Below are 15,698 nucleotides of genomic sequence, written 5' to 3' on the forward strand. Positions count from 1 at the left end.
TCAGGTGTTGGCGGCTTCACGGGGCTCTGTTAGCCGGCTTCTGCAGAGTTGCGGTTAGAATCCGCGTCTGCCTGGGCTACGCTTCGAGCCAGGCGAGGGTCGTTAGCCGGGCGGGTGAGGGGGCGAGGATTGTGCTCAATGGCCGCTGGTTGGGCGGTATCCAGCGGCTGCTGGATGCCGACTTCACGGTGCTCGGTAACGATTGCCAGCTCAAGTAATGGCTTGGGATTGTTACGAGGGTCATTACCTGCGCGACCGCGGGTTGCCGGGGAGGTGATTTCTTCGGAGGCTTTGGCCTCAGCGGTCATTACCTCTTCCCTGGCGAGAGCGTTGCTCAGCTCTTCCTTTGCCTTAGCCGCTTCACTGGCCTCTTGCAGAGCGGTCTCTTCCGCATCCTCCGGCGATTCCACGGCAGAAGGTGTTTCTTCAGCTGCTTTATTTGCCGTTTGACGGGTGGTGGATCGCTCTTCTTGGGCAGCGGTGGGTGCTACTTGTGTCGCAGAGGTTGCCGTTACTTTGGGTGCCTCCACGGCAGTGGCCGCCGGTTTCGCTCTTTCTTCGGTATTTGCTACAGATTTTGCTTCCTCTTGTCTTGTGGTGGCTTCTTCCGCAATCGGGGTGCGTGCGGGGGCCTCTACAGAGGGTTTGGCTTGGCCTGCCTGTGCGGGTTTCGATGGCCTCCGTTCTTTGCGCTCGGTTTTACGCTTCGGAGTTTCGCTTGCTGGCGTCTCACTAGCGACATTTGTGGCAGTGTCCCTGGACTTTCTGGCTTCACTTTCAGCTTCGTCAATGGCTTCATTAACTTCGCGGTCCAGCTCTTCCTGGCTTTGGGCAACGGCGGTAGCGGCAGTATTCTCCGGGCGGCGGCCTCGGCGGCGAGCCTGCGGGCGGCCGCGTACATTGCTGGGGCGGCGTGCCGGGCGCTGTTGATCGGTGCTTTCGTCTACCTGGACACTGCTTTCTGTGGCGCTGCTTTCAGTGATGTTGCTGCGATTTTCGTCTTTGCGACGATTGTCTCCGCTGCGGCGGCGGCGACGGCGGCGCTGCCCTTCTCCACGCTCTGCTCCACCTTCACGATCATCAAATTGCTTGGAGGTTTGTCTGGCCTCTCGCTGATCTTCGCCCTTAGCATCTTCGCGACGATCGTCTTTGCGGCGCGTCTGACGCTCACCGCGATTGCTGCGGTTACCACTGCGTTGATTGCGATTACGGTTGCGGTTGCGCTGGTAGTCTTTACCTCGGTTTTGAGACTTTTGATGCTTTTGGGGCTCTTCCTCTTTATTGGAGAAAAGCTCAGCGATGGCACTGATCAGGCGACTGAACAGGCCCGGTTCCGGTTTTTTCTCCGGAGTGGGCGCCGGTGTAGTGTGGGCGATCGGCTTCACCGCAGCCTGGGCCGGGGCGCGCTGGGGTTGCTCTTCTTTCTTGGTAACGGTTTCCTCTGCACTTCCGGAAATCTTGTAGGAGGTTTCCAAGGTAGCGGTATCGTCATCGCGCAGGCGCTGAACTTCAAAATGCGGTGTTTCAATGTCCGCATTGGGTACAACAACCACTCGGGTCTTGTTGCGGGACTCGATTTGGGAAATGGCTTTGCGCTTCTCGTTGAGCAGGTAGGTGGCGACATTCACGGGGGTGATTGCGCGAATCTCTGCGCTGCGCTCTTTCTTGGCTTCTTCTTCCACCAGGCGAAGGATAGAGAGTGCCAGCGATTTAGTGCCGCGTATGGTGCCCTGTCCACTACAGCGGGGGCAGACACGGAAGGTGGTTTCACCTAGAGACGGACGCAGGCGCTGGCGCGACATTTCCAAAAGGCCAAAGCGGGAGATACGGCCAACCTGTACGCGTGCGCGGTCCATGCTGAGGGCCTTTTCCATACGCTTCTCAACTTCGCGCTGGTTGGACTTGCTTTGCATGTCAATGAAGTCGATGACGACTAGGCCGCCCATGTCGCGCAGTCGCAGCTGGCGGGCAATTTCGTCAGCAGCTTCGAGGTTGATGTTGCGCGCGGTTTCCTCAATATCGCCGCCCTTGGTGGCGCGAGAGGAGTTGATGTCGATAGAAATCAGCGCTTCGGTGACATCGATAACGATGGAGCCGCCGGAGGGGAGTTTGACCTCGCGTTCGAAGGCCGTTTCAATCTGGCTTTCGATTTGGTAGCGGTTGAACAGCGGAATAGAGTCTTCGTAGAACTTAACCTTGTGGCTGTAGTGGGGCATTACCTGGTCGGCGAAACCTTTTGCCAGCCCGAAGGAGTCTGCGTCATCGACAATCACTTCACCGATATCGTCGCGCATGTAGTCGCGGATAGCGCGAATAATTACGTTACTTTCCTGGAAGAGGAAGTGTGGGGCTTTAGAGGTGTCCGCCTCGTCTTTTATGGCGTTCCACAGTTGTAGAAGGTAGTTGAGATCCCATTGCAGCTCCTCGCCGCTGCGGCCAACACCGGCGGTGCGCACGATAATGCCCATGCCTGAGGGGACATCTACGCTTGCCAGGGCATCACGCAGCTCGGAGCGTTCGTCGCCTTCGATGCGGCGGGAGATGCCGCCGGCGCGGGGGTTGTTTGGCATCAGGACCAGGTAGCGCCCGGCGAGGCTGATAAAGGTGGTCAGAGCGGCCCCTTTGTTGCCGCGCTCCTCTTTATCTACCTGAACGATGACTTCCATGCCCTCTTTGACGACATCTTTAATCTTGATGCGGCCTTCGATGTCCTTGGGCTGTTTGAGGAAGTATTCACGGGAAATTTCTTTCAGGGGGAGGAAGCCGTGGCGCTCTTCACCGTAGTCGACAAAAGCGGCTTCGAGGGAGGGTTCTACACGGGTAATTTTGCCTTTGTAGATATTGGCTTTTTTCTGCTGACGGGTGCGGTTTTCAATGTCCAGGTCGTAGAGCCACTGGCCGTCGACCAGGGCTACACGCAACTCTTCAGGTTGGGTTGCGTTGATTAGCATTCTCTTCATGCGTGTCGTTTTCCTTGCGTTGCGCAAAGGTATGACACCGCTGTTTGCAGACTTGCTTGTGGGCCACCAAATGGAGAGGACCAGATGGCGGGGCAGGGAAATCAAAAGCGCTGTCTCTGCCGCAAACTCAGTCTACGCGGCTTATTTGAGACGATCGTTCGCCTATAGTTCTCACTGCAAAAACTCCGGATAAACGCTGTTGTGGTGCTATCCGTTGGTACTTTGAGTACCTTTTTTCCTTGAGTACCTTTTGTTAGTACTGCCCTGTACCAGGGCCGTGGATTTCCATGGCCGGGTTGGGCGCCACCCTTCGGTCAGTTTCAAGCTGGGTGGCAAGGTTTGCGTCGTTGTTACTGGCTCTGCAGCTCGGCTTTTGGCCGGTGCCTATCTTCTTTTACTTTGTTCACCAGGTTATTGGAAACAGTTGAACCCTGGTTGCCAGTTCGGTCGCTGGCATCATCATCTGCAGAGCGGGACGCAAATTTTATGAGTTGTCCTTTCAAGCGCTGCGGGTTGCGGCCCGTCTTACCTTCGCGATAGTTACCCACTTAACTGTGGGCTGTTGTGCCGGTGAGGCCCCTTGAGATTCTCGTTTTGGGGTGCGCTCATCAGCTAAGTTTTTTATCAATGACGCGGTATGCCCGCGCACTGGCCGAACAGCGGTATTTTCTCTGAAACCTTGGCTATCTCTTCATGTGGGAAGCCGCCAATGGCCGAAAACCAGCCGAATCCAGGCCGGCCGAATATAGCACGGGCAGGGTGGTGCTTCAATTGTCCTGGCCGCGGCGCTATGATGCGCGTCATGCGAAGTACATCCCCCCATAAAGCGGCTGCGGCCGACACCCCCTCTGATACCTGGAAAGCCTCTGGTGGCGTACAGTTCTTAACTGTGCCCGATGAGCTGGCAGGGCAGAGGGTTGATAATTTTCTAATGGCGCGCCTTAAGGGCGTGCCCCGATCGCGAGTTTATCGAATCCTGCGTAAGGGTGAGGTCAGAGTAAATAAAGGACGGGTAAAGGCAGAATACAAGTTGGTGGCTGGTGATGTAGTGCGTGTGCCGCCAATTCGTGCTGCGGAACAGGCTCCTGCTCCGCTTGCGGGAGAACCGCTGCGTCAGCTGATAAAAGATTCCATACTTTACGATGACAAGGGCCTGCTTGTGATCAGTAAGCCTGCCGGCCTCGCTGTCCATGGCGGCAGTGGAGTGCGGCTCGGTTTGATTGAGGTGCTCAGGCAAATGTATCCGCAGAGCCCGTTTATCGAGCTTGTGCATCGCCTTGATCGGGATACGAGCGGCGCGATTATGGTGGCGCGCAAGCGCGCGGTTTTACAGCATGTGCAGTCAGAGCTGCGCGATGGTCGTATCGGTAAGTCTTATTTGGCTCTGGCAGTGGGTAAATGGCCCAGGGGTCAAAAGGTGGTTGAGGTGCCTTTGCGCAAAAATACGCTGAAGAGCGGTGAGCGAATGGTCTCGGTCCACCAAGATGGCAAAGCTTCCGAAACGCGCTTTCAAGTGCTGGAGCGCTTTAAGGCGGCGACGTTGCTAGCCGCAGAGCCTGTGACCGGGCGTACTCACCAAATTCGAGTGCATGCTCAATTTGTTGGCTGCCCCCTGGCGGGTGACAGCAAATACACGGCTGATGAGGATAATCGGGATTTTCGCGAACGGGGCCTCAAGCGTCTTTTCCTTCATTCGGCCTCGGTGCGCTGTACGCTACCAGATGGTACCAGTGTGCATGTTGAGGCGCCTCTGCCAGGTGAGTTGCAGGGGTTGCTGAAGAAGTTGCGGGATGAGTAGGGTTTGTAGTTATGCTGGTAATACTTGACTGGGACGGCACAGTTTGTAATTCCGAGGCTCGGATTGTGGCGTGTATGCTGCGTGCAGCTGAGCGGGTAGGGTTGCCAGTGCTCGCTCCAGAGGCCGTAAGCAATATTATTGGGTTGGGGCTGCCGGAGGCCGTGGCGAGCTTGTTTCCTGAGGCTGCCAGCGAGGATAAGCAAGCCCTGCGGCAGTTCTATTCCGAGGAGTGGATGGCTGCCAGGGTGGACCCTCTGCCTTTGTTTGAGGGTGTATTGGACACCCTGGACAAACTGCTTTGTGGGGGGCATCGGCTGGCGGTTGCTACAGGAAAGAGTCGGCGCGGTCTCAACCGGGAGTTTGATGAGCACGGCTTGGGGCATTTGTTTGTAGCGAGTCGCTGTGCGGATGAGACGGCGTCCAAGCCAGATCCGCGAATGCTTAGTGAGCTGCTGACCGAAACAAGTTGTGGTGTCGATGAGGCCGTCATGGTGGGCGATACGGTTTACGACCTAAATATGGCTGCGGCGATTGGTATGTCTTCTATCGGGGTAAGCTATGGTGCCCATTGCCCGACTCGTCTACAGGGGTGCAAGCCTCAGATCATCATAGATGAGTTTGCCGACCTGCTTGGTTGGTCCCCGCTTAGCACTTAATTTCTGGGTTTAGTGGGTCTATACCAAATTCGCTGAGGAAGTCTACCAGTCGGATCAGGGGGAGGCCCACAAGGGTGTTGATGTCGTCCCCGTCAAGCTTCTCAAATAAGGTAATGCCCAGGCCTTCTACCTTAAAGGACCCGGCGCAGTCGTAGGGTTTCTCCAATTCTACGTATCTTTCGATCTGCGCTGAGTTCAATGTGCGGAAGTACACCGTAAAAGTCTCCACCGTGCTTGTTTGTCGCCCACTTTCGCTGTCGAGGAGTGAGAGGCCGGTGTGAAAGGTGACTTTGTGGCCGGAGCAGGTCTGAAGTTGGGCGATGGCCTTGGATCGATTGCCTGGTTTTCCTAGTATTTGCCCGCGGCATTCGGCCACCTGGTCTGACCCTATGATCAGGGCGTGCGGGTTGTTGACGGCCAAAGCCTCAGTCTTTCTTTTGGCTAGTCTCAAGGCCAGCGCGTCGGCACCCTCTCCGGGCCTCGCCTCTTCATTTATATGGGGGGCCGCGTACTGGAAGGGAAGTTGCAACTGTTGCAGTAGTGCTCTGCGGTAGGGGGAGCTGGAGGCTAGTATCAGTGGGGTGGCCATTATTTGGACAATTCCATGGTTGGTTGGTCAAGGTTTGTGCGTGGGCGATACTGCAGTGGCTTAATTGTTTTGACAAGGGTGGGGCGAGTCCATAGAATTGCGCGCTTATGTCGATAGCCCCCCCTAAATCAGTATTGCCGAAGAGCGTTGACGCTCGAAAATTGGTGCAGCGCGAACAGTTTCTGGACGGTATTTTACCTCTGGAGTCACTGGAGCGTCTCAGTGAGGCTGTAGAGTCTGTGGATGGGGAGATCGCGACTGAAATTCAGTTTGGCCGTGATCTGCAAAATCATCTCACTGTCAGCGGTAAGGTATCGTGCGCAGTGGACCTGCTATGCCAGCGTTGTTTGCATCCTGTGCGAGAACAGCTGGAGGCGCAGTTTTGCTGGGGTATCGTTTGGTCTGAAGAGCAGGGCAGGGCCCTCCCTAAAGACCTGGATCCGGTTATTCAAGACGGCGATGAGCTGGACTTGCACTTGATCCTTGAAGATGAAATTTTGCTCAATCTGCCGATGGTGGCTTATCACGATGAGGAATGCGTCTCTAAGGAGAGCTTTCACGTTGGTGAGGAAGAAACTGAAGCGGGGGAGCAGCAGGAAAACCCCTTTAAAGTGCTGGAGCAGTTGAAGGGTTCTTCGGGTAAATCCTAGATTTTCCGGGGAGTTTGGGCTCGCCGGTAGGCGCCCCGGTTCCAGCGAAATTTGTTTATTTTAGGAGCTAGCAATGGCTGTTCAACAAAACAAGAAGACTCGTTCCCGTCGCGGCATGCGCCGCTCTCACGACGCTCTGGGCGCCGGTGCCACCCTTTCCGTAGATCCGACTACCGGTGAAAAGCACCTGCGTCACCACGTGACCAAAGACGGTTTCTACCGTGGTCGCAAGGTGCTCGAAATCGGCGGCGGCTCCGAAGAAGAGTAAGCTTTGTCCAGCCAATTGCGATTGGCCGTGGATGCAATGGGCGGGGACTTAGGTCCCCGCTCTGTCGTTCCGGCCTGTGTTAGATTCCTTCAAAACTTCCCCGCAGCGCAGCTGAAACTCTTCGGTCCCCGCGCGCAACTAGAAGCACTGTTCCTGGAGCAGCGCCACCCCCGCATTCCCGATCGTCTTGAAATTGTTGACTGTGAACAGGTGGTTACCCAGGAGTGCAACCCTCTTCAGGCTGTGCGTCACAAGCGTGATTCCACAATGGCCGAAGCGCTGAGAGCGGTTGCTGAGGGCGATGCTCAGGCTATGGTGACCTCTGGAAATACCGGCGCGCTTTTAGCTTTGAGCCGTAGCGTTCTGGGTAATATTGAGGGCGTTAGAAAGCCGGCACTGGGTAAGTCTGTCCCTTCGGGGCACGGCTCCTGTTACCTTTTAGATCTGGGTGCAAATGTGGGGTGCAATGCGGAGGACTTGTTGCAGTTCGCTCGGATGGGGATAGAGGCGCAGCATCTTCATACCGGAACCCCCCGCGCAGACATTGAAGTGGCTCTATTGAATATAGGCGCTGAAGCGCACAAGGGAACCGCTGAGATCCGTAGGGCTGCAGAGCTCTTGGAGGCAGACCCGGAAGTCAATTATGTGGGGTTTGTGGAGGGGCACGATATCTTTACCGGTGCCGTCGACGTGGTTGTATGCGATGGGCTGATGGGGAATGTGGCCATGAAATCCGCTGAAGGTGTAATTAGACTTATGGGTCAAAAAGCGTTCACTATTGAAAAGAAGGGTTGCTTTAAGCGTTTTTTTGGCCAATTAGCCATAAAGTTGTTGCGAAAATGGCGCACACAGGTAGAGCCTGCTCGCTATAATGGCGCCAGTTTTGTAGGAGTGAAGGGTAACGTGATCAAGAGTCACGGAGGTGCCAGCAGTGAAGCCTTTTACCGGGCCATGGTGACGGCTAAAGAATGTGCCGATGCTAACCTAGCCGCGAGAGTCGGTGCCGCTTTGGTGCAGGCTGGCGAGCGAAACTCAAGGGCAATAGGGTAGAAAGCATGCCCTTCTCTTACTGAAATTTGCCAAACAGATTTAAGGATGTCTTATGACCAATGCCGCGCTTGCATTCGTCTTTCCGGGGCAGGGATCTCAAAAGATCGGAATGCTCTCCGAAATTGCCCAGGAAGCCCCTGAAATCCTCGCCACTTTTGCCGAAGCTTCGGAAGTCCTCGGTTATGACCTTTGGGACCTCTGCCAAAATGGCGAGCAAGAAGCAATCAATCTTACTCAGCGTACCCAGCCACTGCTTTTAGCCTCAAGTGTTGCTCTTTACCGACTCTGGCGTGCCCGTGGCGGCGCCCTGCCCGCAAGCATGGCGGGACACAGTCTTGGAGAGTGGTCAGCATTAGTTTGTTCGGGAGTCTTGGCGTTCAAGGATGCAGTTCACTTGGTCCGTGAACGCGGCCGCCTGATGCAGGAGGCCGTCCCTGTCGGCACGGGGGCTATGGCTGCTGTGATAGGTCTTGACGATGCCGAGGTAGAAGAGGCTTGTGCCAGTGCGGCACAGGGCGAGGTAGTTGCCGCGGTGAACTATAACTCTCCGGGTCAAATTGTCATCGCTGGCAGCAGTGCTGCGGTTGGGCGTGCTATTGATGCCTGTAAGGCGGCGGGTGCCAAGAGGGCAATGCCTCTGCCAGTGAGCGCACCATTCCATACTGAGTTGATGCGTCCGGCAGCGGAAAAGCTTGCTCCCCAAATTGAGGCGGCAGAATTCAGTGCACCTGAAATTCCCGTAGTACACAATGTACATGCCGAAACCGAGGCTGATCCGGTGAAGATCAAAGCGCTTATGATTGAGCAGATCTATAGCCCTGTGCGCTGGTCCGCCTGCTCCCAAAAGCTGGTGGCTGATGGTGTTATGCAGCTGGTTGAGTGTGGGCCCGGCAAGGTGCTGGCGGGTTTGGCTAAGCGGATCAATCGCAGTGTTGCCTGTCATGGCATCGACACTCCCGGAAGCTTTAATGAGGCACTGAGATCCACAGCCATCTGAGTTGCTCGGGTGATTGGCGATGATCGAATAAGGATAAAGCAAGTATGAGCTTAATGATTTCCCTTGAGGGTAAGGTAGCCCTGGTTACCGGTGCTAGTCGCGGTATTGGTGCGGCAATTGCGGATATGCTGGGCGGTCAGGGGGCGACGGTGATTGGCACTGCGACCAGTGAGGGTGGAGCAGAGAAGATCAGTGCCCGTTTTGCTGATAAAGGAATCCGTGGGGCTGGTATGGTGTTGGATGTCACCAGTAAAGAAAGTATTGCCGAAGTGCATGCGGCGATAAAGACCAATTTTTCTGTGCCCACCATTTTGATTAATAACGCTGGTATTACCAAAGACAACTTGCTCATGCGCATGAAAGACGATGAGTGGGACTCGGTGGTTGAGACGAACCTATCGGCGGTCTATCGAATGACCAAAGCTTGCCTGCGGGATATGACCAAGGCCCGCTGGGGGCGTATTATCAACATCAGTTCCGTAGTGGGCAGTATGGGCAATGCGGGACAGAGTAATTACGCGGCGACCAAGGCGGGTGTGGCGGGATTTGCGCGTTCCCTGGCTGCAGAAATCGGCTCTCGGGGTATCACTGTGAATACGGTTGCGCCGGGATTTATTGATACCGATATGACCAAAGTACTGCCAGAAGCCCAGCGCGAGGCGCTGCTTGATAGGATTCCCTTGGGCCGTCTGGGCCGGCCCGAAGAGATTGCCTCGGTTGTGGCTTTCCTGGCAAGTGATGCCGGGGCCTACGTCACAGGGGAGACAATACAGGTCAATGGCGGCATGTATATGACCTGATGTACGTCGCAAAAATTTTAATAAATTATTGATTTTTAAGATATTTTTGTATTTGCTGATGGTGTTGAAGGGCCGTGCATTACAACCCTAAAAAGTTGGGGTACAATGGCCTCTGAATTATCCAAAAGCTGTGTGAGCCGGTCGTTATCGCCGTTAATTGGATTGGCGAAATAACAATAGCGACTAAAACAGATTTTTACCCACTAGGAGTTAAATTGAATCATGAGCAGCATTGAAGAGCGCGTGAAAAAGATCGTTGCTGAACAACTGGGCGTGAAGGAAGAAGACGTTAAGCCTGAAGCCTCTTTTGTTGAAGATCTGGGCGCGGACTCACTCGACACAGTTGAGCTGGTAATGGCTTTGGAAGAGGAATTCGAGACCGAAATCCCCGATGAAGAAGCAGAAAAAATCACTACTGTTCAGCTGGCAATCGATTACATCAAGGATAACCTTGGTTAATTCCTGCTGGGTAGTTTAGGTGCGAACAGTCTAGTTGCTGTACGTGGCCAAGCGTTTCTGAGAGCCGTTCTATGTTTCATAGCGCGGCTCTCTTTTTATTAGGACTATGGAATTGTAACTGCTGTTCGTTGGTAATTTCCTTCGCAAGGCGAGGGAGAGCAGTAGTAGTAAGAGTTTCGGGGGGACCGCAGTGTCGCACAGAAGAGTTGTTGTAACCGGTATGGGCACAGTGAGCCCACTGGGTAACACCGTAGGAGAGACTTGGTCTGGCATCCTCAGGGGGGTCAGTGGAGCAGCTCCAATAGAAACGTTTGATGTCTCGACGTTCTCAACCCGTTTCGCAGCTACGGTAAAAGATTTTGATCCTACCCCTTATATGCCTGCGAAAGACGCCCGCAAGATGGATAAATTCTTGCAGTATGGTCTGGTCGCCGGTATTCAGGCGATGGAAGATAGCGGTCTTGAGGTAAGCGAGGGGGATGCACCGCGTATGGGGACCTGTATAGGTTCCGGTATGGGCGGTATTATGGCAATCGAAGACAATGCGCTATTGATTGCGGAAAAGGGACCCCGACGGGTTTCGCCATTTTTTGTGCCGGGCGCCATTATTAATATGGTGGCCGGCAACCTATCGATAAAATACGGTCTGAGAGGGCCAAACCTAGCGGTAACCACCGCCTGTACTACAGGCACTCATGCCCTGGGACTGGGTATGCGGACCATCCAATACGGTGACGCGGATGTCATGGTTTGCGGTGGGGCTGAAATGGTTACCACACCGGTAGGTCTCGGTGGTTTTTGTGCGGCCAGAGCGCTCTCCACCCGCAATGATGATCCAAAGACGGCGAGCCGCCCATGGGATAAAAGTCGGGACGGCTTTGTCTTGGGGGAGGGGGCTGCAGTTCTTGTCCTGGAGGAGTATGAGCATGCGAAGGCCCGCGGTGCGACAATTCACGCTGAGCTAGTGGGTTTTGGTATGAGTGGAGATGCCCATCATATGACTTCGCCTCCGGAAGATGGGGCTGGAGCCGCACTCTCAATGCAAAATGCGCTCAATAATGCGGGCATGGCCCCTGCTGATATCCATTACGTCAATGCCCACGGTACCTCTACGCCTCTGGGAGATACCGCTGAAATCAAGGCTGTTCGCAATGTATTTACCGATTCTGTAGAAAAGCTGGCTGTAAGTTCGACTAAGTCAATGACCGGGCACCTGCTTGGTGCCGCTGGAGCTATTGAGGCGGTCTTTTCTGTCCTCGCATTGCGTGATCAAATGGCCCCGCCAACGATTAATCTCTACGATCCCGATGAAACCTGTAGGGATATGAATCTGGTGCCGCAAGAGGCTCAGCCGATGATTATTGATTCAGTACTTTCCAACTCCTTTGGGTTTGGTGGTACCAACGGCTCATTAATCTTCAAGCGAATCTGACCTACCCGCCCGCCTTTTGGCGGGCAACTCCCAGCCTGAGGCGTGCATGCTCAAATTGCCGCAGTGTTTCCACCGGGGCCAGCTTGTCCAGAGCTTGCCTGCCGATGGGCATTATCAAAATGGAATCCTGGAAACCATGCGCTGTCACAACGGAAGATTACCGCTGTGGCCGTTACATAGGCGGCGTCTCGGTCGCAGTACGCTTCCAGCTGGGCTGACTCTGGATGAAATTGAAAAACATCTTTTTCGGCTAGTGGCGGAGCTTCGGCACCGGGAGGCGATTGTTCGTTTGCGCTTAGGCCGTGTGAGTGGTAGTGACTGTTGGGATCTTACTTTTTTGCCTCTAATACAGAGCTCAGAAAGTGAACTGGGAGTCCACCTTTTTCCTTGTGAAACGCATCTGCCGGTATCAAAAAGTTGGAACTCTGGCTGCAAACTTCTGCACCGCAGTCGATATAATAGGGCGAAATCTGAACTGCCTGAGGGAGAGCACTTGGATGGCCTTATGCTCGATAGTGAAGGGCGGGTCATTGAGAGCTTGCGATGTAACTTGTTGGCGCGTTTTGGCGATGCCTGGGTAACGCCCAGTTTGCAGCGCTGTGGTGTGCGTGGAGTCATGCTGGATTGGTTGCACGGTAGGATTCAGTGGCAGGAGCGGGATATGGATATTCGGGCCCTATGCGGCGCCGATGAGTTGGCACTGTGTAATAGTGTTCGTGGAATCATGCCCGTTATCGAGATTATTGGCCATAAAAGTTGGCCGATAGGGGCTGGTGTTCAAGGGTTACAGCATTTGATCGTGGAATCGTTGTGGTAAAGAAAAAACAGAAAAGCTCTCCAGCGAAGTTTTGGAAACCTCTGTTTGGAGGTTTTCTGCTCGCTTGTATGCTAGTGGTAGCATCCCTCTGGATGCTACAGGTGGCGCTAGCTGCGCCCCTTCCATTGGGGGAAAAAGGGTTGCGGTTCCAGGTAGAGAAAGGCAGCAGCCTCTCTGGTACCCTGCGCAAGCTTGAAGGGAATGGAGTCATATATTGGCCGCGGTTGGTCCTCGCCTACGCCTATTGGGAGGGGAAAACTGAGATCCACTCCGGCGAATATTTAATACCCCGCGGCAGTACCGCTACGGATCTGATCGGCCGTCTTAATCGAGGGGAGGTCACTACCTATCGCCTGACCCTGGTCGAGGGTTGGACTTTCCGGCAAGCCCTGCAGAAAATCCGCTCCGGGCAGAGGGTTGTTAAATCAGAGGCGGTCAGTAGCGTCCGCGCGGCGGCTCGGTTGCTGGGCTTGGAAGAGGGCTCTGTGGAGGGGTGGCTATTCCCGGACACCTATGTGTACCGTTCTGGCACTACGGATATTGAGCTGCTGCGCCAGGCCCACGAACGCATGCGGCGCGTGTTGGAAGAGGAGTGGCAGGCAAAAGGGGAGGGGCTTCCCTACGCTTCTTCTTATGAGGCTCTGATTATGGCCTCGCTGATTGAAAAGGAAACAGGGCAGCCCTCTGAGCGCAGCGAAATCGCAGGGGTATTCGTGCGTCGCTTGAATAAGGGGATGCGCCTGCAAACCGATCCCACCGTGATCTATGGATTGGGGGAGGATTACGATGGGAATCTCACGCGGGCCCACTTACGTGCGTCAACTCCGTATAATACCTATGTAATCAACGGGCTGCCTCCCACGCCTATCGCGTTGCCGGGTCGTGCGGCTATTCGTGCAGCACTCAATCCAAAGCCTGGTAAGAGCCTTTATTTTGTAGGTAAGGGAGATGGCTCCCATCATTTCTCAGCCACTCTGACAGAGCACAACCGTGCGGTGCGAGAGTATCAGTTGAAGAGACGGGCGGATTACCGCTCCAGTCCGGCAGAAGGAAATTAGAGATAGTGTCGCGCGGAAAATTTATTACCCTGGAAGGCGGGGAGGGGGTCGGTAAGTCCACCAACCTGCAATTTATCACCCAGTGGCTAACCGATCGCAATATTCCATTCATTCAAACTCGTGAGCCCGGTGGTACACCACTTGCCGAACAGCTGCGAGAATTACTCCTGGCGAAACGCGAAGAAATTGTGAATCCTACGGCGGAGCTGCTCATGGTTTTCGCGGCTCGGGCACAGCACTTGGCCCAGGTGATCGTTCCAGCCCTGGAACGCGGCGACTGGGTGGTTTGTGATCGCTTTACCGACGCCACTTATGCCTATCAGGGTGGTGGGCGAGAGCTGAATAGGGCGTTTATAGAACAACTGGAAAAAGACGTGCAGGGTGAATTGCGGCCAGATAAAGTGCTCCTTTTAGACCTGGATCCGCAAATAGGTTTACAGCGAGCAGCCCACACCGGAGCTGCCGACCGTTTTGAGAGTGAACATTTGGCATTTTTCCACCGTGTGCGTGCAGCCTATCGTGAGCGCGCGGAGGCGGCGCCGTCTCGCTATTCTATCGTTGATGCCAGCCAGACTTTACCAGAGGTCCAGCAGCAGCTGGCGCAGGAGTTACAGCGTTTACTCTAATGTACGCCTTGAATGATCAGCCCAGCTTGGCTGAAGAGAATTATCTGATTATCAATTTGGCGAATGGCTGTGTCTGAAATTCCTGAACATACTCCCATCCCCCAGTTACTGCCTTGGCAAGCCGAGCAGTGGCAGCGTCTCAGCACTCAGTGGCGAGCAAGGCGGTGCCCGCATGCTCTATTGTTGAGTGGCCAACCGGGTCTCGGTAAGCGGGCTTTTGCCGATGCTTTTTCTGCGGTGGTACTGTGTGCACAGCCTCAGGATGGACAAGCCTGCGGTAGCTGCAAAGACTGCCATCTTTGGCAGGCAGGGTCACACCCGGATTTTCTTCGGGTAGAACCGGAAAAAGTGGGCGCTCCGTTGAAAGTGGAGCAGATTCGGCGGTTGGATAATTTTGTATCCCGCACCAGCGGGCGCGGAGGCGCGCGCTTGGTGTGGCTGGCACCGGCGGAGGCAATGAATATCAATGCGGCCAATGCCCTGTTGAAAAACCTGGAAGAGCCTGCGGCATCGGTTATTTTCTTGCTGATCAGTGATTCTCCTGCGGGCTTACTGCCAACCATTCGCAGCCGTTGCCAATCTATTGTGTTTCCCTCCCCGCCAGAAGAAATGGCGCTGCAATGGTTGCGCGGACGCGAACTGGAAGAGTCTGCGGCAGTTAGGGCCTTGCCGCTTTCCGGTGGGGCGCCCCTACTGGCGGCGGAACTTGCGGATCCTAAGTGTGAGGAAGTCCGGCAGCAATTTCTTCAGGAAGTTATGGCATTATCCCAAGGGCGTGTCGGTGCGGTGGCAGTCGCCGGGCGCTGGGAAACACCCCCTGAACACACAGATTTGGGTCAGCTTTTGCAATTTTGGCAGCAGTGGGTTACGCAGATGGCGCGGGTGCGCAGCTGTGATTCGATGGGGGATACCCAGGTGATGGCGTTATTGCAACGGTTACCGGGTGCGGGAGAGGGGAGCCTGCGTGCATTGTTTGCTTTTTACGACCAGTTGCTTCAAGCGCGCAAGGGGCTTGCAAGTGGAGCGAACCCCAATCGCCGCTTGCTTCTGGAAGAATTGATGATCCGTTGGTCCAGGCTCTTTTCCCAGTGAATACTTGCCCATTTTCGAAAGAGCGGGGGTTCTGGACAGAAACAGTACGCTCGGATAAGTTAGTGCAACATTAAAAACATTGAGGTTGAGCATGAAAGCCATGGGAGGCGGTGCCCGAAACGGCATCCTATCGCTGAAAATTCAGGATAAATCGGTTCTCTATGCGGCCTATATGCCTTTTGTAAAAAATGGCGGCCTGTTTATCAGTACGGATAAATCCTACAGCCTCGGTGATGAAGTGTTCCTGCTGTTAAGCCTGATGGATGAGCCGGAAAAAATTCCGGTGGCGGGTAAGGTAATTTGGATTACTCCCAGCGGAGCCCAGGGTAACCGTACACCGGGTATTGGTGTCCAGTTTGGGGATAAAGACAACATTGCGCAAAACAAGATAGAAACTTACTTGGCTGGTACTCTTGAATCCAGCCGGCCCACTCACACGTTGTAAC

Annotated in this window: 16 protein-coding genes; 14 read left to right on the forward strand and 2 right to left on the reverse strand. The window is 54.7% G+C overall.

The features are described 5' to 3' along the window. Positions 1-29 precede the first annotated feature (29 nt). Positions 30-2,960, reverse strand: a complete 2,931-nt coding sequence (gene rne / locus Q1A69_RS03115) for a ribonuclease E (RefSeq protein ID WP_299580988.1) — start codon at positions 2,958-2,960, stop codon at positions 30-32. A gap of 802 nt (positions 2,961-3,762) precedes the next feature. Here rne and rluC point away from each other — a divergent pair. Next, positions 3,763-4,758 (forward strand): 23S rRNA pseudouridine(955/2504/2580) synthase RluC, encoded by a 996-nt coding sequence (gene rluC / locus Q1A69_RS03120; protein ID WP_299580991.1) that lies wholly within the window; start codon positions 3,763-3,765, stop codon positions 4,756-4,758. 11 nt (positions 4,759-4,769) lie between these two features. Beyond that, positions 4,770-5,414, forward strand: coding sequence for an HAD-IA family hydrolase (locus Q1A69_RS03125; protein WP_299580994.1), 645 nt, complete (start codon positions 4,770-4,772; stop codon positions 5,412-5,414). On the opposite strand, the gene Q1A69_RS03130 is transcribed toward Q1A69_RS03125, so the two are convergent. After that, positions 5,404-6,003, reverse strand: a complete 600-nt coding sequence (locus tag Q1A69_RS03130; RefSeq protein ID WP_299580997.1) for a Maf family protein — start codon at positions 6,001-6,003, stop codon at positions 5,404-5,406. The genes Q1A69_RS03125 and Q1A69_RS03130 overlap by 11 nt on opposite strands. Before the next feature lie 107 nt (positions 6,004-6,110). On the opposite strand from Q1A69_RS03130, the gene Q1A69_RS03135 reads away from it, so the two are divergent. From Q1A69_RS03135 to Q1A69_RS03190, 12 genes are all read left to right on the forward strand, one after another. Further along, positions 6,111-6,653 (forward strand): YceD family protein, encoded by a 543-nt coding sequence (locus Q1A69_RS03135; protein WP_299581000.1) that lies wholly within the window; start codon positions 6,111-6,113, stop codon positions 6,651-6,653. Between the two features lie 73 nt (positions 6,654-6,726). Beyond that, on the forward strand, positions 6,727-6,921 hold the full coding sequence (gene rpmF / locus Q1A69_RS03140) for a 50S ribosomal protein L32 (protein WP_299581003.1): 195 nt from the start codon (positions 6,727-6,729) through the stop codon (positions 6,919-6,921). Positions 6,922-6,924: 3 nt separating this feature from the next. Further along, positions 6,925-7,971 carry a phosphate acyltransferase PlsX gene (plsX, locus tag Q1A69_RS03145; RefSeq protein ID WP_299581006.1) on the forward strand — a complete coding sequence of 349 codons (1,047 nt, stop codon included), beginning with the start codon at positions 6,925-6,927 and terminating at the stop codon, positions 7,969-7,971. Between the two features lie 52 nt (positions 7,972-8,023). After that, entirely contained in the window at positions 8,024-8,968 is a 945-nt protein-coding gene (gene fabD, locus Q1A69_RS03150) for an ACP S-malonyltransferase (RefSeq protein ID WP_299581009.1), read from the forward strand. A 44-nt stretch (positions 8,969-9,012) separates the two neighbouring features. Next, positions 9,013-9,768 carry a 3-oxoacyl-ACP reductase FabG gene (fabG, locus tag Q1A69_RS03155; RefSeq protein ID WP_366525542.1) on the forward strand — a complete coding sequence of 252 codons (756 nt, stop codon included), beginning with the start codon at positions 9,013-9,015 and terminating at the stop codon, positions 9,766-9,768. A 222-nt stretch (positions 9,769-9,990) separates the two neighbouring features. Further along, the gene (gene acpP / locus Q1A69_RS03160; protein WP_152453358.1) at positions 9,991-10,227 is read left to right on the forward strand and encodes an acyl carrier protein; all 237 of its coding nucleotides are present in this window, start codon (positions 9,991-9,993) and stop codon (positions 10,225-10,227) included. A gap of 190 nt (positions 10,228-10,417) precedes the next feature. Beyond that, entirely contained in the window at positions 10,418-11,659 is a 1,242-nt protein-coding gene (gene fabF, locus Q1A69_RS03165) for a beta-ketoacyl-ACP synthase II (RefSeq protein ID WP_299581012.1), read from the forward strand. A 46-nt stretch (positions 11,660-11,705) separates the two neighbouring features. Continuing rightward, entirely contained in the window at positions 11,706-12,476 is a 771-nt protein-coding gene (locus Q1A69_RS03170) for an aminotransferase class IV (RefSeq protein WP_299581014.1), read from the forward strand. Positions 12,477-12,544: 68 nt separating this feature from the next. Beyond that, the gene (gene mltG / locus Q1A69_RS03175; protein WP_299581016.1) at positions 12,545-13,534 is read left to right on the forward strand and encodes an endolytic transglycosylase MltG; all 990 of its coding nucleotides are present in this window, start codon (positions 12,545-12,547) and stop codon (positions 13,532-13,534) included. Positions 13,535-13,539: 5 nt separating this feature from the next. Further along, positions 13,540-14,160 (forward strand): dTMP kinase, encoded by a 621-nt coding sequence (gene tmk, locus Q1A69_RS03180; RefSeq protein WP_299581018.1) that lies wholly within the window; start codon positions 13,540-13,542, stop codon positions 14,158-14,160. A gap of 69 nt (positions 14,161-14,229) precedes the next feature. Continuing rightward, positions 14,230-15,252 carry a DNA polymerase III subunit delta' gene (locus Q1A69_RS03185; protein WP_299581020.1) on the forward strand — a complete coding sequence of 341 codons (1,023 nt, stop codon included), beginning with the start codon at positions 14,230-14,232 and terminating at the stop codon, positions 15,250-15,252. A 91-nt stretch (positions 15,253-15,343) separates the two neighbouring features. Then, on the forward strand, positions 15,344-15,697 hold the full coding sequence (locus tag Q1A69_RS03190; protein WP_152453370.1) for a PilZ domain-containing protein: 354 nt from the start codon (positions 15,344-15,346) through the stop codon (positions 15,695-15,697). The last annotated feature ends 1 nt before the right edge of the window (position 15,698 follow it).

Source organism: uncultured Microbulbifer sp. (assembly GCF_947498635.1).
Taxonomy (GTDB): domain Bacteria; phylum Pseudomonadota; class Gammaproteobacteria; order Pseudomonadales; family Cellvibrionaceae; genus Microbulbifer; species Microbulbifer echini.